Below are 22,169 nucleotides of genomic sequence, written 5' to 3'. Positions count from 1 at the left end.
CCTTATTGAACGGCTTTACGCGGCACCGAGGGATCGGCCGGCAAGGTAAAAGAACGCAGATCGATCGTCGGCGCGCTATCGGCGCCCAGGCGATGATCCAGAATGAGCAGCTTGGCGTGGGCCAGGCCTTGGCTGAGTTGGCCGAGGTATTGCTCCAGCACGAACGCTTGGCCGGCCGTGGCGTAGGCCTTTTGTTCGGCGGCGAAACGCAGGTCGGCGGCTTGGGCACCGGCATTCACTTCCCGCGCGGTGGCCTGGGCCTGATCGCGCGCGGTGCTGGCTTGCAGCAGCGCCTGGTTGGTTTGCTCGCTGGCCGCACCGCGCTCGCGGGAGATCAGGGCCTGGGCGCCGATCTGCGCGGCTTGCACGCCGTGATAAGCATTGGCGGCACCGGCCGGTGGGTGGATCGCCTCGACCACGGTCGCAAGGATTTCCACGCCGCTGTCGAGTGTTTGCAGGTCCGCCTGCACGGCGCGGCCGATCTCGTCAGCCAGGCGGGTGCGTTGTTCGCCGAGCAACTCATCAAGGGTGCGCGAGGCAAAGTCGTGCACCAGGATGCGACTGGCGGTGCTGCGGATCAGGGTCGGCACATCCGCGCTGTTGTAGGTGGCGGCCAGCGCGGCCTGATCGGTGAGGCCGATGCGGTAGACGAAGCGCACATCCATATTGACGATCTGGAAGCTCTGCTTGTCGCCGCGGCTGCTGGCGATCACTTGGGATTTGTCATTCACATGGCTGGCGTCCCACAACCGGTTGGCAATCAACGGCGGCGGGCCTTCGGCGGGGGCGAGCTCCGGGGCGGCGGCTTCACTGACACTGGTGGCCAACTCATGCACCACGCCGTTTTCCACGCTGATGACACGCCCCAACGGCCACGGTAAGCCCGCATGCAGACCGGGGCCGAACACCTCGACGGGTTTACCGAAGCGCTCATAAATCCCACGGCCTTGCAGGGGCACTTCGTGCACACCGGTGAGCGCCCAGCCTACCGCGAGCACCACCAGCAACACCGGCAGAAACGCCCGGCGCATGTAGGTAAACGCCCAGATCTGGCGCAGGTCGATGCCAAAGCGGTTGTGCAATTCATGCTGCAACGCGAGCAAAGGTTGCGGCGGCCAACGCAGCAGTCCGGCGATAAAACTTTGCGCCATCAGGCGGGGCTCGAGCCGTGGCTCGCGCGGGCTGAACAGCGACAGCACGGCCCTTAATAGAAACTCCAGCGCGACCAATGCCGGCAGCAGGCCGATCAGTGCCGCCAGGCGTAACGGCCACACCGACGCCGCACCCGCAAACAGCAGGCACACCGCACTGACCACCAGGCAGATGATCGCCACCCGGCTCAACTGCGCCAGTTGCGAGGCTTCCGGCCATTGCGCGGCGGTTTCCTGAGCGAGGCGACGCTCGAACACCAACAGGCCAAACGCCAAGGCCAGCGCCAGCGCGGCACCGATGCTTGCCGATTGACCGATCGGTGCGGCGGGTAACGCCAGGTTCCAGAATTCGATAATACTGACCAGCGCCAACAGCGACCAACCGCCAAGCCACAACACCGGCGCGCCGATCTGTTGGCCAAAACGCTCAACCAGGCGTGCGTAGCGGCCCGTGTCTTCGACCTGCACTTCAACCGCCGGTGCCTCCAACGCCTGGGTGCGCCAATCGGCCACCCACCACGCCGATTGCAACCCGGCCACCAGCAGCAGCAACGCCGACGCACAGTTGATCAGCACCACCGGCCAGATCGACAGCGGCGCAAACAGCGCGACAAACAGCGCCAACACCCAACCGGCAACGCCCAGCACCGTCAGGCTGATACCGGCCTGGCGCAATCGACGGGCATGGAACAGCCCCTGTAGAAAACGCGGAAGGCCTTCCACCGAAGCGCCGTCAGCTTCCAGATCCACTTGCATCCACTCAACGCCTGCTTGTACATAATTCGTTACGATATAACACGATGCGTGAAATTTTTGTTCGAAAAACATCGCTTTAAGCGGCACACCGTTACCCTGTGGGAGGGGGCTTGCCCCCGATAGCAGTGTGTCAGCCAACACCGGTTTCAACTGGCCCATCGCCATCGGGGGCAAGCCCCCTCCCACATTTGATCTACCGCACCGTCAAGATCGTGACTAAACCCCCATAAACACACGCCATCACTGGTGCAAGCCACATTTAATCGGCACACTCCAAAACAGTTTTTCGCGGGCCCACGGACAAGGAAGCGTCACCCCCATGATTTCGATCTATCAGCTCAAGCCGCGCTTTCAAAACCTGCTGCGTCCTCTTGTGCAGCGCCTCTACGACAACGGCACCACCGCTAACCAGATCACCGTGCTGGCTGGCGTGGTTTCCCTGCTGGTCGGCCTGTTGATCGCCAGCTTCGCCGAACACCTCTGGCTGTTTGCGCTGATTCCGCTGTGGATGATCCTGCGCATGGCCCTCAACGCCATCGACGGCATGCTCGCCCGAGAATTCGGCCAGCAGTCGCGCCTGGGTGCCTACCTCAATGAACTCTGCGATGTGATCGCCGACAGTGCGCTGATCCTGCCGTTTGCGCTGATCCCAGGTGTGAACCTGGCGCCCGTGCTGCTGGTGGCGTTGCTGGCGGTGTTCAGTGAATACGCCGGGGTGCTGGGACCGATGGTGGGTGCATCGCGCCGCTACGACGGGCCGATGGGCAAAAGTGATCGCGCCTTCGTACTCGGCGTACTGGCCACCGGCGTGGCGCTGGGCTGGCTGGGCGCCGGTTGGGTCGACGGGGTGATGTGGCTGGTCGCCGCCCTGCTCGCCTACACCCTGTTCAATCGGGTGCGCCAAGGCCTCAACGAACAACACGATACTTCCCCTTCTGCATAAGGATTTTGCGATGCGCGAACAGCAAGAGCACACCTTCAGTACCCATGATGGCGTCGAGCTTTTCTACCGGCACTGGCCGGCTGCCGCTCCAGCAGACGGCGAGCCACGCAAGGCGATTGTGTTGTTCCATCGCGGCCATGAGCATTCGGGGCGTATCGCCCATCTGGTCGATGAACTGAACCTGCCGCAGTTCGACTTCTTCGCCTGGGACGCCCGTGGTCACGGCCAGTCCCCCGGCGAGCGTGGTGACAGCCCCAGCTTCGCCACCAGCGCCCGTGATGTGCAGACCTTTTGCGACCACATCGGCACCAGCTATGGCATCGAGGAAGAGCACTTAGCTGTCATCGCCCAAAGCGTCGGTGCGGTGATTGCTGCGACCTGGGTGCACGATTACGCGCCGAAAATCCGCGCGTTGGTGCTTGCCTCCCCCGCCTTCAAGGTCAAGCTGTACGTGCCGTTCGCTCGGCCGGGCCTGGCGCTGATGCGCAAGTTTCGCGGCAACTTTTTCGTCAACAGTTACGTCAAGGCCAAGTTCCTCAGCCATGACCCGGAACGCGTAGCCTCCTACGACAGTGACCCGCTGATCACCAAGGCGATCTCGGTGAATGTGCTGCTTGGCCTGTATGAAGCGGCTGACCGGGTAGTAGCCGATGCCCAGGCGATCCAAGTGCCGACCCAGCTGCTGGTTTCGGGCTCGGACTTTGTGGTGCATCGCAAACCCCAGCAGCAATTTTTCGACCGCCTTGGCAGCCTGAAAAAAGAGCTGCATATCCTCCCCGGTTTCTTTCACGACACCCTCGGCGAACGCGACCGCGCCACCGCCGTGAACAGCGCCCGGCGCTTTATCCTGCAGAATTTCGAACACCCGCTGGACCGCGCCTCGCTGTTGGATGCGGACAAACTGGGCGCCACCTGCGCCGAATCCGAAGCCCTCGCCGCGCCACTGCCGCGCAATTCCCTGCGCGACCTGTACTGGCGCCTGACCCGCGCCAGCATGGGCCTGGGCAAGAACCTGTCGGACGGGGTGAAGCTGGGCTTCGACACCGGTTTCGACTCCGGCAGCACCCTGGACTACGTGTACCGCAACACCCCCACCGGCAAGGGCGGGCTGGGGCGGATGATCGACACCAACTACCTCAATTCCATCGGCTGGCGCGGCATCCGCCAACGCAAGCTGAACGTCGAGGAACTGCTGCGCCTGGCCATGGCCACGTTGCGGGATGAACAGCGTGAAGTGCGCATCGTCGACATCGCTGCCGGCCACGGTCGCTACATTCTTGAAGCCTTGCAGGGCGTGTCACCGCTGCCGGAATCGATCCTGCTGCGCGACTACAGCGACATCAACGTGCGCGACGGTGGTGCACTGATCCGTGAGAAAGGCCTTGGGGATATCGCGCAGTTCGTCAAAGGTGATGCGTTCGACCGCCTGGATCTGGCGGCGCTGGACCCAAAACCGACGCTGGCGGTGGTGTCCGGGTTGTATGAATTGTTCGCCGATAACGCCATGGTCGGCGGCTCATTGGCCGGACTGGCCGAAGCCGTGGAGCCGGGTGGCTACCTCGTCTACACCGGCCAACCGTGGCACCCGCAGTTGGAACTGATCGCCCGGGCGCTGACCAGCCATCGCCAGGGCCAGGCCTGGGTGATGCGCCGTCGCAGCCAGGCGGAAATGGACCAACTGGTGGAAGCCGCCGGTTTCCGTAAGATCACCCAGCGTGTGGATGAGTGGGGCATTTTCACCGTGTCCCTGGCACAGAAGATCTGAACATGCGCGAACCCGGTTTGTTGAAACCAGCGGTCCTCTGGCTGCTGCTGTTGGCGCCGCTGTTTTTCAGCACCTACGGCTTTGCCACGTGGGTGACCAGCCAGCGCAGCGACGTCGGCACGTTGGTGTTCGGCTGGGAAACCCATATGCCGTTCTGGGCATGGACCATCGTGCCCTACTGGTCCATCGACCTGCTCTACGGGTTTTCCCTGCTACTGCCCAATAGTCGGCATGAGTTGAAACAGCATGCGCTGCGGCTGCTGTCAGCCCAGGTCATTGCGGTCAGCTGCTTCCTGATCTGGCCGTTGCGCTTCACCTTCGAACGGCCGGAACTGGACGGCGTATTCGGCTGGCTGTTCGCCGTGCTGGCGGGCTTCGATAAACCGTTCAACCAGGCGCCATCGCTGCATATCGCGCTGCTGGTGATCCTGTGGGTCATGTACCAGCGCCATACCCAAGGCGTGTGGCGTTGGCTGGTGCATGGCTGGTTCGCCTTGATCGGTATTTCGGTGCTGACCACTTATCAACATCACTTTATCGACTTACCCACAGGCGCCCTCGCCGGGTGGATATGTGTGTGGCTGTGGCCGATGGAGCCCCCAAACCCACTGTTGAACGCGCGGCTGACACGGGACCCCAAGCGCAGGGGGTTGGGCATACGCTACGGGCTGGGTGCTCTGGTACTGGGCATTCTTGCCTTGGTGCTGGGCGGTGGTTGGCTGTGGATACTGTGGCCGGCGGTGTCTCTGGCGTTGATCAAGGCCAATTACGGGGCGCTGGGCGCTTCGGGTTTCCAGAAACGCGCCGATGGCCAACTGACGCCCGCCGCGCGCTGGCTGTATGCGCCGTATCTGGCGGCCGCATGGATCAACTCGCGCCTGTGGACACGCAAACATCCACAACCCGACCTGATTGTGGATAACGTCTGGCTTGGTCGAATTCCTACGACAAGCGAGCAGGCGCCCTTCAAGGCCATCGTCGATCTCTGTGCTGAATTGCCGATTAATCCACAGGGCCGCGCCTATCAATGCATCCCCGTGCTGGACCTGATCGCCCCCACGCCCGACGAATGCCTGCAAGCTGCGCACGCTATCGAGCGGCTGCGCGCCAACGGGCCCTTGCTGGTGTGCTGCGCCCTCGGCTACTCACGCAGCGCAACGGCCGTCGCCGCCTGGTTACTGCACTCCGGGCGCGCCGCGACGGTAGAGCATGCGCTGTCTATCATTCGTACAGCGCGGACCGATGTGGTCCTGCACCCCGCACACCGTCAAGCGTTGGAGGGTTTGCCCCATGCCGGCTGATATGGAACTCCAGGTGGTCGCCAGCCTATTGCGACGTGGCCGCTCGCTGGATCAGTTATCCACAGGCCTGACCTTGGTCGGCGTGTTGTTCGGCCTGGCGCAGCTGCTGATGGCGAGTATCGCGCCGATCTGCCTGCTGCTGAGCCTGTGGATGATTATCCTCGGGCTGCTGCAAAAGTACTGGGCGCTGCGCGTGGCCTTCGATGCTGACCTGTTCGCCCTGCTGGCCCGTGACATCGAGCGCACCGCAGACCTCGATCAGGCCCTGCAAACCCTTGGCCTGCAGTCGCTCAAGCGTGCCGGCCGGCCTTGGACCGAGCGTCGTCGCGGCGCGCTCAAACTGTTGCGCAAACAAGCCTGGCTACTCGGCGCGCAAGCGCTGCTGACCCTGGGCGTGATCCTCGCCAGCCCTTGGCTGCCTTTCGCCGGATAAGGAACCCCCATGTTCGAACCCGTGGTCGCCACGCTGATTACCTCTATGGCCCGCACCGTCACAGGAGCGCGCAGCCTGTGGCTGGGGTGCGCGCCGGTGCCGGTGCAACGCATCTATTTTGCCAACCACAGCAGCCACGGCGACTTTGTCTTGCTGTGGGCGTCACTGCCGCAGAACCTGCGCAAATTCACGCGCCCGGTGGCCGGCAGCGATTACTGGAATAAAAGCGCCTTGCGCCGCTACATCATCAACCGCGTGTTCAACGGCGTGCTGATCGACCGCGAACGCAAGGACCCTGGGGATAACCCGTTGCAGCCGATGCTTAACGCCCTGGAAAGCGGCGACTCGCTGATCATCTTCCCCGAAGGCACGCGCAATCTCGAAGACGGCCTGCTGCCGTTCAAAAGCGGCTTGTATCACCTGGCCAACAGTTACCCACAGGCCGAATTGATCCCGGTGTGGATCGCCAACCTCAACCGGGTCATGCCCAAGGGCCGCGTGTTGCCGTTGCCTCTGCTGTGCACCACCAGCTTCGGCGCGCCGCTGCAATTGGAAGACGGCGAAGACAAAGCCGCCTTCCTCGCCCGCACCCGCGATGCCCTGCTCGCCCTTGCCCCGGAGCATGTCTGACATGGATAGCCAAACCCTGATGTTGTTCGGCGGCATCGGCGCGATCCTGGTGCTCGCCTCGTTGATCGGCCTGATCCTCAAGCTGCGCACCCGTGGCACGCCCAACGCGGTGGTCGAAAACCTCAATGCCCGCATCAACGCCTGGTGGGTGATGGTGGTGGTGATCGGCATCGCCTTCTGGCTCGGCACCGCCGCAGTGATCCTGCTGTTCTACGCGGTGTCGTTCTACGCCCTGCGCGAATTCCTCACCCTCACGCCCACCCGCCGCAGCGACTACCCGGCACTGGTGGCCGCGTTCTACCTGGCCTTGCCGCTGCAATACCTGCTCATCTACGCCGACTGGTACGGGCTGTTCTCGATCTTCATCCCGGTGTACGTGTTCCTGCTGCTGCCAATCCTTGCCTCCCTCGGCGGCGACAGCACCCACTTCCTGGAGCGCGCCTCGAAGGTGCAGTGGGGCCTGATGATCGCGGTGTTCTGCGTGTCCTTCGTGCCCGCCCTGCTGACCCTCGACATCCCCGGCTACGAGGGCCGCAACCTGCTGCTGATCGCCTACCTGGTAATCGTGGTGCAACTGTCCGACGTGCTGCAGTACGTGTGCGGCAAGCTGTTCGGCAAACACAAGATCGCGCCGAACCTGTCACCCTCGAAGACGGTGGAAGGGTTCGTCGGCGGGATTCTGCTCTCGTCCCTGATCGGCGCGGCACTGTGGTGGACCACACCGTTCAACCCGTGGCAGTCGTTCTTGATTGCGCTGCTGATCAACCTGCTCGGGTTTGCCGGCGGCATCGTGATGTCGGCGATCAAGCGCGATCGCGGCGTCAAAGACTGGGGGCATATGATCGAAGGGCACGGCGGGATGCTGGATCGGCTGGATTCGGTGTGCTTCGCCGCGCCCATCTTTTTCCACCTCGTGCGCTACTGGTGGACCTGAGGTCACCGCTCTAAAGCCAAATGACGATCAACATGTGGGAGGGGGCTTGCCCCCGATGACGGTGTGTCAGACCACATAGTGGTAGCTGACTCGCTCTTACATGCAACACGCCTAGCGGGGCGGCGAATCGCGTCATCTTTTGTATCAAAGACGCGTGTAAGATACGCCGCACTTAGCCAGGGATGCTCACCATGTTCGATTCGTTCAAAGCGATCAGCCGCCGCATTGTCGGTGCGTTATTGACTGTGGTGGGGGCCGTCTTTGGCCAATGGCATCCGCCGGTCTGGCTGCGTGCCATCGGCCGTGGGCTGGCGAACCTGGGCAGCAAAGCCCGCGCTTATCCACGTCAAACCGGCGCCGGTTTATTAGGGCTGGTCTTGCTGGCCGCCGCCGGCTTCTATGGCTGGCACTGGTATTCCAACCTGCCGCAGCCGCATACCGCGAGCTATTCGCTGCACAAACCGAACCTCACCGATTACACCCAGCAAACACCGGTTGTGGATAACTTGCAGGTGCGTTTCGGCGAGTCCGTGGCCCCGCTGGCGGCCATCGGCAAGCCGGTCACCGAGGGCATCACCCTCAAACCCGCGGTCGCGGGCACCTGGCGCTGGGCGGATGACCGCAGCCTGTTGTTCGTACCGGAAAAAGACTGGCCCATCGACGCTCATTACACCGTCGACCTGGCAAAGAAAAACCTGCTGGCCGACGGCGTGTTGCTGGACCAATACAGCACGCAGTTTTCCACCCAACCGTTCCGCGCCACCCTGGCGCAAAACGAGCTGTACCAGGACCCGTCCAATCCGACACTGAAACAGCTGGTGGCGACCTTCCACTTTTCCCACCCGGTGGATGAAGACAGCCTACGCAAGCGCGTCACAGTGACCCTCGGCAAAGGCCTGGCCTACCGCGACGCCCAGTTGCCCAACCGCCCGGAAATCACCTTCGACGAGAAAAAACTCAACGCCTACGTACGCTCCGCCGCCCTGGCCACCCCGCTGGAAAGCACGCCGGTCAGCGCCAAGCTCGACGAAGGCATCAAGGCCCGCGACGGCGGCAACGCCAGCGCCGCCCCACTGGTGGCGGAAGTCACCGTGCCCGGTCGCTATCGCCTGACCTTCACCGGGGCCGAAGTCAGCTTTGTCGACAACGCACGTGGCGAGCCGGAGCCGGTGCTGATGTTCAGCAGCTCCAGCGCCGTAGCCGACGAAACCCTCGCTGGTAAGGTCCAGGCCTGGTTGCTGCCGAAAAAAGCCCAGGACGACACGCGTCCCTACAACAGCAACGACATTGATGACGCCCTGCTCGCCCGCAGCACCAAGGTCAACCTGACCCACGTGCCCAGCGTCGAACCGCTGAATACCTTGCACGCCTTCAAGTTCAAGGCCCCGGCAGGCCGTGCGGTGTACGTACGCGTGCCCGCCAACCTGGAAGCCATCGGCGGCTATCTGGCGAAGAATCCTACGGCGTCGCTGATCAGCATGCCGGCGTACCCGCGCACCCTGCAGTTCCTGTCTGACGGCGCCTTGCTCAGCCTCAACGGTGAAAAACGCCTGGGCTTTATGGCCCGTGGTGTACCCGGCGCCCATGTAGAAATCGCCCGCTTGCTGCCCAATCAGCTGCAACACCTGGTGGACCAGAGCAGCGGCAGCTTTGCCCGGCCGAATTTCGGCAATGAGTATTTCGATCGCATGGTCGAGCGTCAGTCGTTGGATATCCCGCTGTCATCCAATGACCCGGCGAAAACCGTCTACGACAATGTCGACCTCAGCCGCTACCTCACCGCCAATGGCGGCCGGCGCGGCATTTTCGTGCTCAAGCTCAGCCCGCAGGATGACCCGGCCCCGCGCACGTTCGAGTACGACCGCAGCAGCACCAGCGACCTGCGTTTTATCGTGGTGACGGACTTGGGCATCATCGCCAAGCGTTCCAGCGATGGCAGCCACGATGTGTATGTGCAGTCCATCGGCAATGGTTCGCCAGTCGCCGACGCGCAAGTCGACATCATCGGCCGCAACGGTTTGCCGGTGAGCAGCGGCCACACTGACGGCGAAGGCCACGCGCATTTCGCCAAGCTCGATGAACTGCGACGTGAGAAAACGCCGCTGATGTATGTGGTCACTCGCGGCAATGACCAGTCGTTCCTGCCGATCGCCCGCCAGTCCCAGCAGTTGGATTTGTCGCGTTTCGACGTAGGCGGTTTGGAAGAGGACGGCGCGATTGATCGCCTCAGCGCCTACCTGTTTACCGACCGTGGCCTGTACCGGCCGGGCGAAACGGCACATCTGGGCATGATCGTGCGCAGCGGCAACTGGAAGGGCGCACTGCAAGGCTTGCCGGTGGAGCTGCAAATCACCGACCCGCGCGGGCTGGAGGTGATTCGCCAGCCGCTGAAGCTGTCCGCCAGCGGTTTTGAGACCTTTGATTTCCCCAGCAGCGAAGTCGCCCCCGCCGGGGAGTACACCGCGACCCTGCAGTTGATTGGCGAAAAGCAAACCCGCACCGACCTGGGCAGCGTCAACTTCAAGGTCCGCGACTTCGAGCCGGACCGCATGAAGGTCAGCTTGAGCCTGCATGACACGCCTGTTCAGGGTTGGATTCCACCGGACCAGGTGGTGGCCAAGGTCACCGCCATGCACCTGTTCGGCGCTCCGGCATCAGGGCGTCGTGTCACCGCGAAGATGTCCCTGAGCCCGACGCTCGCGGCGTTTGACCGTTACCCGGATTACCGTTTCCGCCTCAACGATGCCCTGGAAGAGGCCAGCACCGAAGACCTGGCCGAAACCACGGTCGACGACAACGGCCAGGCCGTGCTCGACCTCAACCTGCAACGCTTCGCCAACAGCACCTACCGCCTTCAGGTGATGACCCAGGTGTTCGAGGCCGAAGGCGGCCGTAATGTCGCGGCGCAAAGTGCCTTGCTGGTGTCGTCCGCACCTTATCTGGTCGGTGTGAAAAGTCAGGATTCGCTGTCGTACGTCGCCAAGGATGCGCCGCGCCAGGTGCAATGGCTGGCCGTCGCGCCGGACCTTACGCCGGTGGCGGTGGACGGCCTGACCAGCGAAGTGGTCGAACACCGTTATGTGTCGGTGCTGGTGAAACAGTCCAACGGCACCTACAAGTACGAGTCGCGCATCAAGAACATCAGCCAGCCCGCCTCGCCGCTGGCGATGACGAAAGAAGGCGCCAAGCAGACGTTGAACACGTCAGCGCCGGGCGATTTCACCCTGCAACTGAAAGACGCCAACGGCAACCTACTCAACCAGATCGACTACAGCGTGGCCGGACGTGGCAACACGTCGCGCTCGCTGGAACGCAATGCCGAACTGCAATTGCGCCTGGATAAACGCAGTTACGCCACCGGTGATGAGATCGCCATCAGCATTCGTGCCCCGTATACCGGTGCCGGCTTGATCACCATCGAACGCGACAAGGTCTACACCCAGCAGTGGTTCAAGGCCGACAGCACCAACAGCGTGCAGCACATCCGCGTACCTGCGGGGCTTGAGGGCAATGCCTACGTCAACGTGCAGTTTGTGCGCGATATGGGTTCGGCCGAGGTGTACATGAGCCCGCTGTCCTACGGCGTGGTGCCGTTCAGCATCAACCTGGATGCCCGGCGCATGGCATTGAAGGTTGAAGGCCCGGCGAAGATCGAGCCGGGGCAAACGCTGGATATCAAGGTCAACGCTGACCGTCCGGGCCGCGCGGTGGTGTACGCGGTAGACGAAGGCATTCTGCAAGTGGCGCGCTACCAGACGCCGGACCCGCTGGGCTTCTTCTTCCAGAAGCGTGCGCTGGAGGTCGGCACCAGTCAGATCCTTGACCTGATCCTGCCGGAGTTCAGCCGCCTGCTCAGTGGGGCAGCCCCCGGTGGCGATACGGAAGGCGCCCTGGCTAATCATCTCAACCCGTTCAAGCGTAAACATCAGCCGCCGGTGGCTTGGTGGTCCGGGCTGGTGGACTTACCGGCCGGTGAAACCCTGCTGCATTACCAGGTGCCGGACAGTTTCAACGGCAAGCTGCACCTGTTCGCGGTGGCAGTGGACAGCGACAGTGTCGGCGTCAGCGAAGCCAATACCGAGGTGCGCGGGCCGATCGTGATCACGCCAAACGTGCCGGCCTTTGTAGCGCCGGGGGATGTGTTCAACGTCAGCGCCGGGGTGTTCAGTAACCTCGACGCGGCGGCGGACGTGAAGTTTGAAGTGCAGACCAGCGCTGGCCTGGTTGTGCAGGGCGATAAGGGCAATACCTTGTCGCTGCAACCGCGCAAGGAAGGCACAGCCGAGTTCAAGATCAAGGTCGGCGACACCCTCGGCTCGGCAGACCTGCGTTTTGTCGCGGTGCTGCCGGACGGCAAACGTATCCAGGTGGCGGAAACCACCTCGATCCGCCCTCTGAGCGAACATCGCGTTGCCCTGAGCCTGGGCCGCTTCGACAGCGCCAGCAAGGAGCTCAAACCCACTCGCGAGCTGTTCAGCCAACTGCGCGACGTGCAACTGGGCGTGGCCGCCTCGCCGCTGGTATGGGCCAACGGCCTCAAGCATTACCTGGATGACTACGGCTACGCCTGCACCGAGCAACTGGTGTCCAAGGCCATGCCGGCATTGATCTGGGGCGGCAATGCACCCGAGGCCGAACAAGCCTTCGGCAGCGCGGTACGCATGCTGCGCCAACGCCAGAACCAGGCCGGCGGCTTTGGTTTGTGGGCGGCCAACCCGGACGTGGCACCGTACGCCAGCCTCTACGCCACCGACTTCCTCATCGAAGCCAAGGAACGCGGGTTGCCAGTGCCGGAGGACCTGCTGGTGCGCTCGAATGCGTATCTGACAGACCTGGCCAATGGTCCTAGCGAAGGCCTGTCGGAATTGCGCAACCGTGCCTACGCCAGTTACCTGTTGAGCCGTCAGGGGATTCTGGTAAGTGGTGCATTGAGCGATATCCGCGAACGCTACGAAAGCTACTTCAAGGACAGCTGGCAGAACGACTTGGGCGCCGCTTACCTGGCGGCCAGTTACAAGCTGCTCAAGCAGGATCGCCAGGCCGATACGCTGTTCCGCAAAATCCCATGGCGTTCGCTTGTGGATAAGTGGGACAGCGATGGCCTGTATTATGACCCGCTGGTGCACGACGCCGAACACCTGCACCTGCTGGCGCGCCACTTCCCTGAGCTGATGGACGATGTGCCCACGGCGTTGCTGGATAAACTCGGCAAACGCCTCAACGAACAGCGTTACAACTCGCTGTCGGCGGCCCTGTTGCTGCGCGCGCTGGACAACTACGGCCAGCGTGCGCAAAGCGACATGACCCTCAAGGCCACCGCTTGGCTGGGTGACAAGCAACAGCAATTGCTGGAGATGGCCGGTCAGCCGCCTCGCACCGCGGTGCCGGGCAACACGCAAAAACTGGTGATGGAAAAATCCGACGGTCCGGCCGCGTTCTACATGCTCAGCGAAGCCGGTTTCGACAAGGGCGCCAAGCTCAAGCCGATCAACAACGGGCTGGAAATCATCCACGAATACCTCGACCTCAAGGGCGAGCCGGTGAGCAAGGTCGCCGTGGGTGATGAGTTCCTGGTACGCCTGCGCCTGCGGGCTACCGACCGCGATCAGGTGCAGCAAGTGGCCGTGGTCGACCTGCTGCCCGGTGGCGTCGAGCCTGTGTATAACTTGCCGCCGGAGCCGGAAGCCGCCAGCAGCGAGGAAAGTGAGGGTGAAGAGTCCGAGTACGTCGAAGAAGACAGCCAGGAAGAACAAAGCTGGCAAGCGCCCATCGGTGAAACCGAACTGAGCAACTGGCAGCCGGAGTATGTGGACGTGCGTGATGATCGGGTGGTGTTGTACGGCACTGCGCTGCGTGATGTAGGCACTTTCGTCTACCGCGTGCGTGCGACCAACGCCGGTACCTTCAATACGCCACCGGCCTACGCCGAAGGCATGTACGAAACCACCCTGCAAGGGCGCGGCAAAGTAGGCCAGCTTGAAATTACCAAGCCTTAAACGCCTGACGCCGCCGCTGCTCGCAGCGGTGGTGGTGCTGGCGGGGTTGCGGCTGTGGCCCCATGCCCCGCTCGAGCAGACCGTGACCTCATCGCGGGTGGTACTGGCCGACGACGGTTCGCTGCTGCGCATGACGTTGGCGGATGACGGGCAATACCGCTTATGGCTACCGCTGGAGCGGATCTCTCCTTCACTGGTCGAAGCCTTGTTGCTCAAGGAAGACCGCAATTTCTACTGGCACCCGGGGATCAATCCCCCGGCATTGCTGCGCGCCGCCATGGCCACCTACAGCGGTGGCCAGCGCCAGGGCGGCTCGACGTTGAGCATGCAATTGGCACGGCGCTTGTGGGACCTGAACACACGCCAGGTGCCAGGCAAATTGCAGCAGATGGCGTTGGCGCTGTGGCTGGAAGCACGCTACAGCAAGCACGACATCCTGGAGGCCTACCTGAACCTGGCGCCCATGGGCGGCAATATCGAAGGGGCCGAGGCGGCGAGTCGTATCTATTTCGGCAAGTCGGCGGCGCAGCTGTCGTTGTCCGAGGCGCTGGCGCTGGCGGTGATTCCCCAGCAGCCAGGCCGGCGCGCACGCTTCGGGCCGTCGCTGCAAAACGCCCGCCTGCGCTTGATGAACGACTGGCGCGAGACTTATCCACAAGACCCGCGTAACGACAGTCTGCTGCACTTGCCCCTCGAAGCGCGCAACCGCCAGCAGATCCCGTTCCTGGCTCCGCACCTGAGTGAACAGCTGCTGGCCTCCCAGGTCGGTAATGAACTGAACAGCACCCTCAACCTGCCGTTGCAACAATTGCTCGAACGCCTGATCACCGGCTTTATCGCCGAGCGACGCAGTACGGGTGTGGAAAACGCCACGGCGATCCTGATCGACAGCCGCGACCAGAGCGTCAAAGCGCTGGTGGGTTCGGCGGATTACTTATCCACAGGCATCCACGGGCAGGTCAACGGCGTGCTGTCGCGACGCTCGCCCGGTTCCACGCTCAAACCGTTTCTGTATGGGCTTGCGCTCGATCAAGGGGTGATCCACCCCATGAGCATCCTCAAAGACCTGCCGAGTCACTTCGGCTACTTCCAGCCAGAAAACTTCGACGGCAGTTTTGTCGGCCCGCTGACAGCGCGAGATGCCCTGATCCGTAGTCGCAACATCCCGGCGGTGTGGCTGGCCAGCCAAGTCAAGTCGCCGTCCTTGTACGGGCTGCTGCAACGCGCCGGAATCAAAGGCCTGCGCGACGAAAGCCATTACGGCCTGGCCTTGGCCCTGGGTGGCGGTGAGATGACCCCGGAAGAACTGGCGCAGCTGTATGTGATGCTGGCTGGCGATGGGCACCTGCGCCCGTTGCGCTATGTGCAGGAACAGCCCCAGACCACGGGCGCCCAACTGCTCACGCCCCAGGCGGCCTTTATGATGCGCGACATGCTGCGGCGCAACCCACGCCCGGATGGCCTGCCCGGCCGCCACTGGCGCACCGCGTGGAAAACCGGCACCTCCTGGGGCTTTCACGATGCGTGGAGCGCCGGCCTGGTCGGCCCCTATGTGTTAGTGGTGTGGGTGGGTAACTTCGACGGCCGACCGAACCCGGCGTTTATCGGTGCCAAAACCGCTGCGCCGCTGTTCTTCCGCATCGCCGACGCCCTGCCCCTGGCCTTACCCACGGTGGTGATCAAGCCTGACAAGCCGCCCGCTGGACTGGTGCGCATCGACGTCTGCGCCGCCTCCGGTGAACTGCCCAACCGCTGGTGCCCGCAAACCCGCAAGACCTGGTACATCCCCGGCGTGTCGCCGATTCGCGTGTCCAACCTGCACCGCCCGGTGCTGATCGACACCCGCACCGGCAAGGCCGCATGCCCGCCGTTCGAGGCGCAATACACCCGCGAAGAAGTCTTCGAATTCTGGCCAAGCGACGTGCAACGCCTGTACCGCGCCGCCGGCCTGCCAAGGCGCACACCGCCCAACGTGATGAAAAACTGCCAGCCCAACCGCGTCAGTGATTCAAGCGAAGCACCGCAGATCCGTTCGCCGTTGACCCAGGTGAGCTATCAGTTGCGCCTGTCCCAGCCGCAGGAAAGCATCCCGCTGAATGCCAACGCCGCCAGCGATGCGGCGATGCTGTATTGGTTTGCTGATCAAACCTTGATCGGCCAAGGCCCGCCGCAAACCACGCTGAACTGGCGGCCGGGCAAGTCGGGGGAGTATCGGTTGCGGGTCAGTGACGACCAAGGACGCAGTGCGGGTCGGGGGTTGAAGGTGGAGTTTGTGCCGTGATCGGGCTCTCTGTCTCCAGGCTCAGTAAAAACGCCGATGGAGATCCGGGAATATCATCTGCGCGAACCAGACAGGAAGCCCAGGAAAGATTGACCGCGACTTTGCCGAGGGCGCTTCAACCACGCCTAGATCAATCAACTTCTTAAGCTGGTCGCTCGCTACGCGATCATGCAAACCAGAAAACGTTTTAAAGTCCGCCCGAGCAACTTCCCCCTGAGTCAGCAAGATATGCACTGCCTTAGCCATTTCTTGTTTCACTCCGGACTCTACGAATCGCCCTTCAAGCCCGATCACCCTCTCAAGTCGCTGGCGTAGCGTTACAAGGTCCATCGCTTGCTCTACGTACTCCATCTGATCAATGCAGACTTGCAACATAAACTCCACAAATTCGAACAACCCACCTTGAGTCAATTGGCCACGACCGTCGAGATCCCCTCGACGTGGCCGATCGGCAGCGCGCAAGCGACCATAGTATTCGTCCTGTTTTCTCGCCAATCCTCGGGAAAGTGACCAAAGGGGCGCCGCGAGCCCCAGCCGCATCAGTTGCAAGTGCGTAATCATGCGTACCATCCGACCATTCCCATCTTCAAATGGGTGAACAAACGCGAGACGATGGTGGTAGGCAAGAGAGCTGAGAATTCGTGAGGTCAGGTCCGGTTGACTGCCATACACATACTGCAGGCGCTTGAGCATAGGAGTGACTGACTCCCACGCAGGTGCAGCATGATCGCCAACCAGGACATTACGCTCTGTTGTATCCCGCAATTGGCCCGGCGCGAGTAATCGACCATCAGTGAGTCGCAAGTCCTCATCGCGAGCACCTGCAAAAAGCCGACGATGGATCACGGATATGAATTCAGGGGCAAAGAAAACGCCCCAAGGTGCATCAATCGATTTTGGCCGTCGCATCGCACGCTCTAGCAACTCCTGAACACCGATATGACTTTCCGCCAGTTCGCGCAGCTCTTTGGATTCACGTCTCGGCATTCGCGCAGACAAGGTCGCAGGCTCAGTGTATTGACCCTCGATCAGGTTGCTGTAATAGCTATTGGTGATTCGCATCAGGCCGCCGATGCGGGCAGAAGTAATATCGGGGAGTAAACCGGTCAGTTTTCCTGCACGAAACGAAAGAGTTTCTGCCGTACGTAAAATCGACGCAGGGAAGCCGGGAGACGGCCAGATAGGCTCTACCAGTGATTGCCGGCTATAAATTTCTGCATGATTTTCTTTGCCTTTTTCCGATTTATTTTCGGATCCTTTTTGACTTACTCAACAAGCTCGACATACTCGGATTGCCCTCCTCCAATCGCCCCCGACAACCAGCCCCATACAAAACTCAGGGTAGGCCGCCCGGCTTGATCCAGGCCGACCCTGCCACGTGACCAACCGGACAGCAGCTCACCTTCCAGCGTCAGGCACTGATACAGCAGTTCAATGGTATCCACACCGGTCACTCGCCCCACTTGCGTGCCCAGGCGAATCCGCCCGCCCTGGTAAGTGCCGGAAATGGCATCACCTTCAACAAGGTAATGAAACACCGTACCCGCGCCAGATAGTCCTTGGGCGTTGTTGACGACGGTGAATCGGCGGTTGTTCAGACGTTGGTGGATCAGGGAGGGGGTTTGCATCGAGGTCGCGTCCTTTCGCGGTAGCCTGGAGACCCGGGCGGGTCTCCAGGGCGTAGCGGGTTACTCCACCGTCACCGACTTCGCCAGGTTGCGCGGCTGGTCCACGTCGGTGCCCTTGAGCACGGCAACGTAGTACGACAGCAGTTGCAGCGGGATGGTGTAGAGGATCGGCGACAGAGTGTCATTGATGTGCGGCATGTTGATGACGTGGGTGCCTTCCCCGTTGGTCATGCCAGCTTTCTCATCGGCGAACACCACCAGCTGGCCACCACGGGCGCGGACTTCCTGCAGGTTGGATTTGAGTTTTTCCAACAGTTCGTTGTTCGGCGCCACGGTGACCACCGGCATGTCGTCATCCACCAGGGCCAATGGGCCGTGTTTGAGCTCACCGGCCGGGTAGGCTTCAGCGTGGATGTACGAAATTTCCTTGAGCTTGAGTGAGCCTTCCATCGCCACTGGGTATTGCGCGCCACGGCCAAGGAACAGGGTGTGGTTCTTGTCGGCGAACAGTTCGGCGACTTTTTCCACGGTGCTGTCCATTGCCAGGGCTTCACCCAGGCGGGTTGGCAGGCGGCGCAGTTCTTCGACCAGGGTCGCTTCGACGCCTTCGGCCAGGGTGCCGCGAACCTGACCCAGGGACAGGGTGAGCAACAACAGGCCAACCAGTTGGGTGGTGAAGGCTTTGGTGGAGGCCACGCCGATTTCGCGACCGGCCTGGGTCAGCAGGGTCAGGTCGGATTCGCGCACCAGGGAGCTGATGCTGACGTTGCAGATGGCCAGGCTGGCCAGGAAGCCCAGCTCCTTGGCATTGCGCAGGGCCGCCAGGGTGTCGGCGGTTTCGCCGGACTGGGAGATGGTCACGAACAGGGTGTCGGGTTGCACCACCACCTTGCGGTAGCGGAACTCACTGGCGACTTCCACCTGGCACGGGATGCCGGCCAGTTCTTCCAGCCAGTAACGGGCAACCATGCCGGCGTGGTAGCTGGTACCGCAGGCCACGATCTGCACGTTGCGCACTTTGGCAAACAGTTCGGCAGCTTGCGGACCGAAGGCGTTGACCAGTACCTGGTTCTGGCTCAGGCGACCTTCCAGGGTGCGTTGCACCACGGCTGGCTGCTCGTGGATTTCCTTGAGCATGAAGTGGCGGTATTCACCTTTGTCGGCGGCTTCGGCACCGTCGCGGTATTGCACGGCTTCGCGCTCGACGGATTGACCGTTAACGTCCCAGATCTGCACGCTTTCACGGCGGATGTCGGCGATATCGCCTTCTTCCAGGTACATGAAGCGGTCGGTGACCTGGCGCAGGGCCAGTTGGTCGGAGGCGAGGAAGTTTTCACCCAGGCCCAGGCCGATCACCAACGGGCTGCCACTGCGGGCGGCAACCACGCGGTCGGGCTGGCTGGCGCTGACCACGGCCAGGCCATAGGCGCCGTGCAGTTCCTTGACCGTGGCCTTCAGGGCGACGGTCAGGTCGCCAAGGTCCTTGAGTTTGTGGTTGAGCAGGTGAGCGATGACTTCGGTGTCGGTGTCCGAGGTGAACACATAACCCAAGCCTTTGAGTTGCTCACGCAGCACTTCGTGGTTTTCGATGATGCCGTTATGGACCACCGCCAGGTCACCGGAGAAGTGCGGGTGGGCATTGCGTTCGCACGGCGCACCGTGGGTCGCCCAACGGGTGTGGGCAATCCCCAGGCGACCGACCAGCGGCTCGCCAAGCAGGGCTTGCTCCAACTCGCTGACCTTGCCCGGGCGGCGCATGCGCTCGAGCTTGCCGGCATTGGTGAAGACGGCCACACCGGCGCTGTCATAGCCACGGTATTCCAGGCGCTTGAGGCCTTCGAGCAGGATGGCGGTTACGTTACGTTCAGCGACTGCGCCTACGATGCCACACATGGTGTTTCTCCTAGATGATTGCCGCGCATATCAGCGTAATGCCGCGGGCTTGGATCTGGTCGCGGGCCTCAAGCGGCAGGCGATCATCGGTGATAAGGGTATGGACGCTGCTCCAGGGCAGTTCCAGGTTGGGAATCTTGCGGCCGATCTTGTCCGATTCGACCATCACCACCACTTCACGGGCGACCTCAGCCATCACACGGCTCAGGCCCAGCAATTCGTTGAAGGTGGTGGTACCGCGCTGCAAATCGATGCCGTCGGCGCCGATGAACAGTTGATCAAAGTCGTAGGATCGCAGTACTTGCTCGGCGACCTGGCCCTGGAACGAATCCGAATGCGGGTCCCAGGTGCCGCCGGTCATCAACAACACCGGCTCGTGTTCCAGTTCGCTCAAGGCGCTGGCCACGTGCAGGGAGTTGGTCATCACCACCAGGCCGGGCTGGTGGCCCAGCTCGGGTATCATCGCGGCGGTGGTGCTGCCGCTGTCGATAATGATGCGCGCGTGTTCGCGCAGGCGCATGACCGCAGCACGCGCAATCGCACGCTTGTAGACCGACACCGGTTGAGTGGCATCGCCCACAAGCTCCTGGGGCATGGTGATTGCGCCACCGTAGCGGCGCAGCAACAGGCCGTTGCTTTCCAGCGCGGCCAGGTCCTTGCGGATGGTGACTTCCGAGGTTTCGAAACGCTTGGCCAATTCGTCCACGCTGACTTCGCCCTGTTCATTGAGCAAGGTCAGGATGTTGTGGCGCCGTTGGGGTGTATTTCGTTTCGACATGGCGATGATAAGTTTCGTTTCGAAAGATAACGAAGGCAATCAAAACCTATCGGCGAAAGATCGTCAAGCAGCAAACCTCATTTTTTCAAGCTATACAAAAAAAATGTGGGAGGGGGCTTGCTCCCGATGGCGGCAGATCAGTCAACTTTGCATCGACTGAACCATCGCCATCGGGAGCAAGCCCCCTCCCACATTGGCGTTATGCTGCCTGTGAAATTGTGGATAACTCAGGTCTTTTTGATTTTGACCGGGCGTTTCCAGCCGTCGATATTGCGTTGGCGGGCTCGGGCTACGGCCAGTTGGGACTTATCCACATCCTGGTTGATGGTTGAGCCCGCGGCAGTGTTCGAACCATCACCGATAGTCACTGGCGCAATCAGCGAGTTATTCGAGCCGATAAATACGTCCTCACCAATAGTGGTCTGGTACTTGTTGGCACCGTCGTAGTTGCAGGTGATTGCGCCAGCGCCGATGTTGCTGCGAGCACCGATCACGGCATCACCGAGGTAGGCCAAGTGGCCGGCCTTCGCATCGTCACCCATCTTCGCGTTTTTCAGCTCGACGAAATTGCCAACGTGCGCCCTGGCGCCCATCACTGTCCCCGGACGCAGCCGCGCAAACGGGCCGGCATCGCTGCCCTCGCCCATCACGGCGCCGTCGATATGGCTGTTGGCCTTGATCACCGCCCCCTTGCGCAGGGTACTGTCCTTGATCACACAGTTAGGGCCGATCACCACGTCGTCTTCGATGATCACACGGCCTTCGAGGATCACGTTGATATCGATCAGCACATCGCGGCCCACGCTGACTTCACCGCGCACATCGAAGCGTGCCGGGTCGCGCAGGGTCACACCCTGGGCCATCAGGCGACGACCTTCGCGCAACTGGTAGTGGCGTTCAAGCTCTGCAAGCTGCTTACGGTCGTTGGCGCCCTGCACTTCCATCGGGTCGTGGGGTTGTTCGGTGGCGACCAGCAGGCCATCGCTCACGGCCATTTCGATGACGTCGGTGAGGTAGTACTCGCCTTGAGCATTGTTGTTGGACAGACGGCTCATCCAGTCAGCGAGCTTATTGGCCGGTACTGCGAGAATTCCGGTGTTACCTTCGGTGATCGCGCGTTGGGCCTCGCTTGCGTCCTTGTGCTCCACGATAGCCGCGACCTTGCCGTCGGCATTACGCACGATGCGCCCATAGCCGGTAGGGTCGTCCAGTTCGACGGTCAGCAGGCCCATCTGGCCAGGCACGACGTGCTTGAGGAGGCGTTGCAGGGTTTCCACTTCGATCAACGGTACGTCGCCGTAGAGGATCAACACCGTATCGGCGGTGATGAACGGCACCGCCTGCGCGGTGGCGTGGCCGGTACCCAGTTGCTTGTCTTGGAGAACAAAATTCAAGTCGTCTGCGGCGAGGCGTTCACGCACCACATCCGCACCGTGACCGATCACCACGTGAATGCGCTGTGGGTGGAGTTGTCGAGCGCTGTGGATAACATGGCCAAGCATGGAGTTGCCGGCAACCGGGTGCAGCACCTTGGGCAGGGCCGAACGCATACGGGTGCCCTGGCCCGCGGCGAGAATGACGATTTCAAGAGACATGAATGGCTACCAATCCTGGGCGGTCCGGCGTCAGACCAACGAAGTGTTTTGCTGAAAAAGAAAAAGGGTAGCCGAGGCTACCCTT

At 61.9% G+C, this 22,169-nt stretch carries 14 protein-coding genes; 8 read left to right on the top strand and 6 right to left on the bottom strand.

Going from position 1 to position 22,169, the window contains the following annotated elements; genetic code table 11:
- Nucleotides 1-2: 2 nt before the first annotated feature.
- Complete coding sequence (gene hflK / locus AO064_RS10085; RefSeq protein ID WP_064053187.1) at nucleotides 3-1,907, bottom strand: protease modulator HflK; 1,905 nt, start codon at nucleotides 1,905-1,907, stop codon at nucleotides 3-5.
- A 319-nt stretch (nucleotides 1,908-2,226) separates the two neighbouring features.
- Here hflK and AO064_RS10080 point away from each other — a divergent pair, with 319 nt between their 5' ends.
- From AO064_RS10080 to pbpC, 8 genes are all read left to right on the top strand, one after another.
- The gene (locus AO064_RS10080; RefSeq protein ID WP_064053186.1) at nucleotides 2,227-2,850 is read left to right on the top strand and encodes a CDP-alcohol phosphatidyltransferase family protein; all 624 of its coding nucleotides are present in this window, start codon (nucleotides 2,227-2,229) and stop codon (nucleotides 2,848-2,850) included.
- 10 nt (nucleotides 2,851-2,860) lie between these two features.
- Nucleotides 2,861-4,615, top strand: coding sequence for a bifunctional alpha/beta hydrolase/class I SAM-dependent methyltransferase (locus AO064_RS10075; RefSeq protein ID WP_064053185.1), 1,755 nt, complete (start codon nucleotides 2,861-2,863; stop codon nucleotides 4,613-4,615).
- Nucleotides 4,616-4,617: 2 nt separating this feature from the next.
- Nucleotides 4,618-5,916 (top strand): phosphatase PAP2/dual specificity phosphatase family protein, encoded by a 1,299-nt coding sequence (locus AO064_RS10070; RefSeq protein ID WP_064053184.1) that lies wholly within the window; start codon nucleotides 4,618-4,620, stop codon nucleotides 5,914-5,916.
- Nucleotides 5,906-6,349 (top strand): hypothetical protein, encoded by a 444-nt coding sequence (locus AO064_RS10065; RefSeq protein WP_064053183.1) that lies wholly within the window; start codon nucleotides 5,906-5,908, stop codon nucleotides 6,347-6,349. The genes AO064_RS10070 and AO064_RS10065 overlap by 11 nt, the downstream gene beginning before the upstream one ends.
- 9 nt (nucleotides 6,350-6,358) lie before the next feature.
- The gene (locus AO064_RS10060; protein ID WP_046035818.1) at nucleotides 6,359-6,979 is read left to right on the top strand and encodes a lysophospholipid acyltransferase family protein; all 621 of its coding nucleotides are present in this window, start codon (nucleotides 6,359-6,361) and stop codon (nucleotides 6,977-6,979) included.
- A 1-nt stretch (nucleotide 6,980) separates the two neighbouring features.
- Nucleotides 6,981-7,913 (top strand): phosphatidate cytidylyltransferase, encoded by a 933-nt coding sequence (locus AO064_RS10055; protein WP_015886637.1) that lies wholly within the window; start codon nucleotides 6,981-6,983, stop codon nucleotides 7,911-7,913.
- A 191-nt stretch (nucleotides 7,914-8,104) separates the two neighbouring features.
- The gene (locus AO064_RS10050) at nucleotides 8,105-13,909 is read left to right on the top strand and encodes an MG2 domain-containing protein (RefSeq protein ID WP_064053182.1); all 5,805 of its coding nucleotides are present in this window, start codon (nucleotides 8,105-8,107) and stop codon (nucleotides 13,907-13,909) included.
- On the top strand, nucleotides 13,890-16,190 hold the full coding sequence (pbpC, locus tag AO064_RS10045) for a penicillin-binding protein 1C (RefSeq protein WP_064053181.1): 2,301 nt from the start codon (nucleotides 13,890-13,892) through the stop codon (nucleotides 16,188-16,190). Before AO064_RS10050 ends, pbpC begins: the two co-directional genes overlap by 20 nt.
- Nucleotides 16,191-16,211: 21 nt before the next feature.
- Here pbpC and AO064_RS10040 read toward each other — a convergent pair whose 3' ends face one another.
- The 5 genes from AO064_RS10040 to glmU form a co-directional block, all read right to left on the bottom strand.
- The gene (locus tag AO064_RS10040; RefSeq protein WP_082893917.1) at nucleotides 16,212-17,252 is read right to left on the bottom strand and encodes a Fic family protein; all 1,041 of its coding nucleotides are present in this window, start codon (nucleotides 17,250-17,252) and stop codon (nucleotides 16,212-16,214) included.
- 203 nt (nucleotides 17,253-17,455) lie between these two features.
- Nucleotides 17,456-17,818: an avidin-fold protein gene (locus AO064_RS10035; RefSeq protein WP_064053179.1), complete on the bottom strand. Its 363-nt coding sequence runs from the start codon at nucleotides 17,816-17,818 to the stop codon at nucleotides 17,456-17,458.
- 60 nt (nucleotides 17,819-17,878) lie between these two features.
- Entirely contained in the window at nucleotides 17,879-19,711 is a 1,833-nt protein-coding gene (gene glmS, locus AO064_RS10030; RefSeq protein ID WP_015886641.1) for a glutamine--fructose-6-phosphate transaminase (isomerizing), read from the bottom strand.
- Nucleotides 19,712-19,721: 10 nt separating this feature from the next.
- Complete coding sequence (locus AO064_RS10025) at nucleotides 19,722-20,489, bottom strand: DeoR/GlpR family DNA-binding transcription regulator (RefSeq protein WP_015886642.1); 768 nt, start codon at nucleotides 20,487-20,489, stop codon at nucleotides 19,722-19,724.
- A gap of 227 nt (nucleotides 20,490-20,716) precedes the next feature.
- Nucleotides 20,717-22,084, bottom strand: coding sequence for a bifunctional UDP-N-acetylglucosamine diphosphorylase/glucosamine-1-phosphate N-acetyltransferase GlmU (glmU, locus tag AO064_RS10020; protein WP_064053178.1), 1,368 nt, complete (start codon nucleotides 22,082-22,084; stop codon nucleotides 20,717-20,719).
- Nucleotides 22,085-22,169 lie beyond the last annotated feature (85 nt).

The sequence above is a fragment of the Pseudomonas marginalis genome, assembly GCF_001645105.1.
GTDB classification, from domain to species: domain Bacteria; phylum Pseudomonadota; class Gammaproteobacteria; order Pseudomonadales; family Pseudomonadaceae; genus Aquipseudomonas; species Aquipseudomonas petroselini.
The sequence above is the reverse complement of the archived record's forward strand: the minus strand, read 5'-3'. Positions and strand labels throughout refer to the sequence as shown.

What these genes read in the sequence shown, in the direction of transcription:
- AO064_RS10035 (WP_064053179.1), bottom strand. Translation starts at nt 17,818, where the DNA reads ATGCAAACCCCCTCCCTGATCCACCAACGTCTGAACAACCGCCGATTC.
- AO064_RS10050 (WP_064053182.1), top strand. Translation starts at nt 8,105, where the DNA reads ATGTTCGATTCGTTCAAAGCGATCAGCCGCCGCATTGTCGGTGCGTTA.
- AO064_RS10070 (WP_064053184.1), top strand. Translation starts at nt 4,618, where the DNA reads ATGCGCGAACCCGGTTTGTTGAAACCAGCGGTCCTCTGGCTGCTGCTG.
- AO064_RS10080 (WP_064053186.1), top strand. Translation starts at nt 2,227, where the DNA reads ATGATTTCGATCTATCAGCTCAAGCCGCGCTTTCAAAACCTGCTGCGT.
- glmU (WP_064053178.1), bottom strand. Translation starts at nt 22,084, where the DNA reads ATGTCTCTTGAAATCGTCATTCTCGCCGCGGGCCAGGGCACCCGTATG.
- AO064_RS10040 (WP_082893917.1), bottom strand. Translation starts at nt 17,252, where the DNA reads ATGCGAATCACCAATAGCTATTACAGCAACCTGATCGAGGGTCAATAC.
- hflK (WP_064053187.1), bottom strand. Translation starts at nt 1,907, where the DNA reads ATGCAAGTGGATCTGGAAGCTGACGGCGCTTCGGTGGAAGGCCTTCCG.
- AO064_RS10060 (WP_046035818.1), top strand. Translation starts at nt 6,359, where the DNA reads ATGTTCGAACCCGTGGTCGCCACGCTGATTACCTCTATGGCCCGCACC.
- AO064_RS10075 (WP_064053185.1), top strand. Translation starts at nt 2,861, where the DNA reads ATGCGCGAACAGCAAGAGCACACCTTCAGTACCCATGATGGCGTCGAG.
- AO064_RS10055 (WP_015886637.1), top strand. Translation starts at nt 6,981, where the DNA reads ATGGATAGCCAAACCCTGATGTTGTTCGGCGGCATCGGCGCGATCCTG.
- AO064_RS10025 (WP_015886642.1), bottom strand. Translation starts at nt 20,489, where the DNA reads ATGTCGAAACGAAATACACCCCAACGGCGCCACAACATCCTGACCTTG.
- glmS (WP_015886641.1), bottom strand. Translation starts at nt 19,711, where the DNA reads ATGTGTGGCATCGTAGGCGCAGTCGCTGAACGTAACGTAACCGCCATC.
- AO064_RS10065 (WP_064053183.1), top strand. Translation starts at nt 5,906, where the DNA reads ATGCCGGCTGATATGGAACTCCAGGTGGTCGCCAGCCTATTGCGACGT.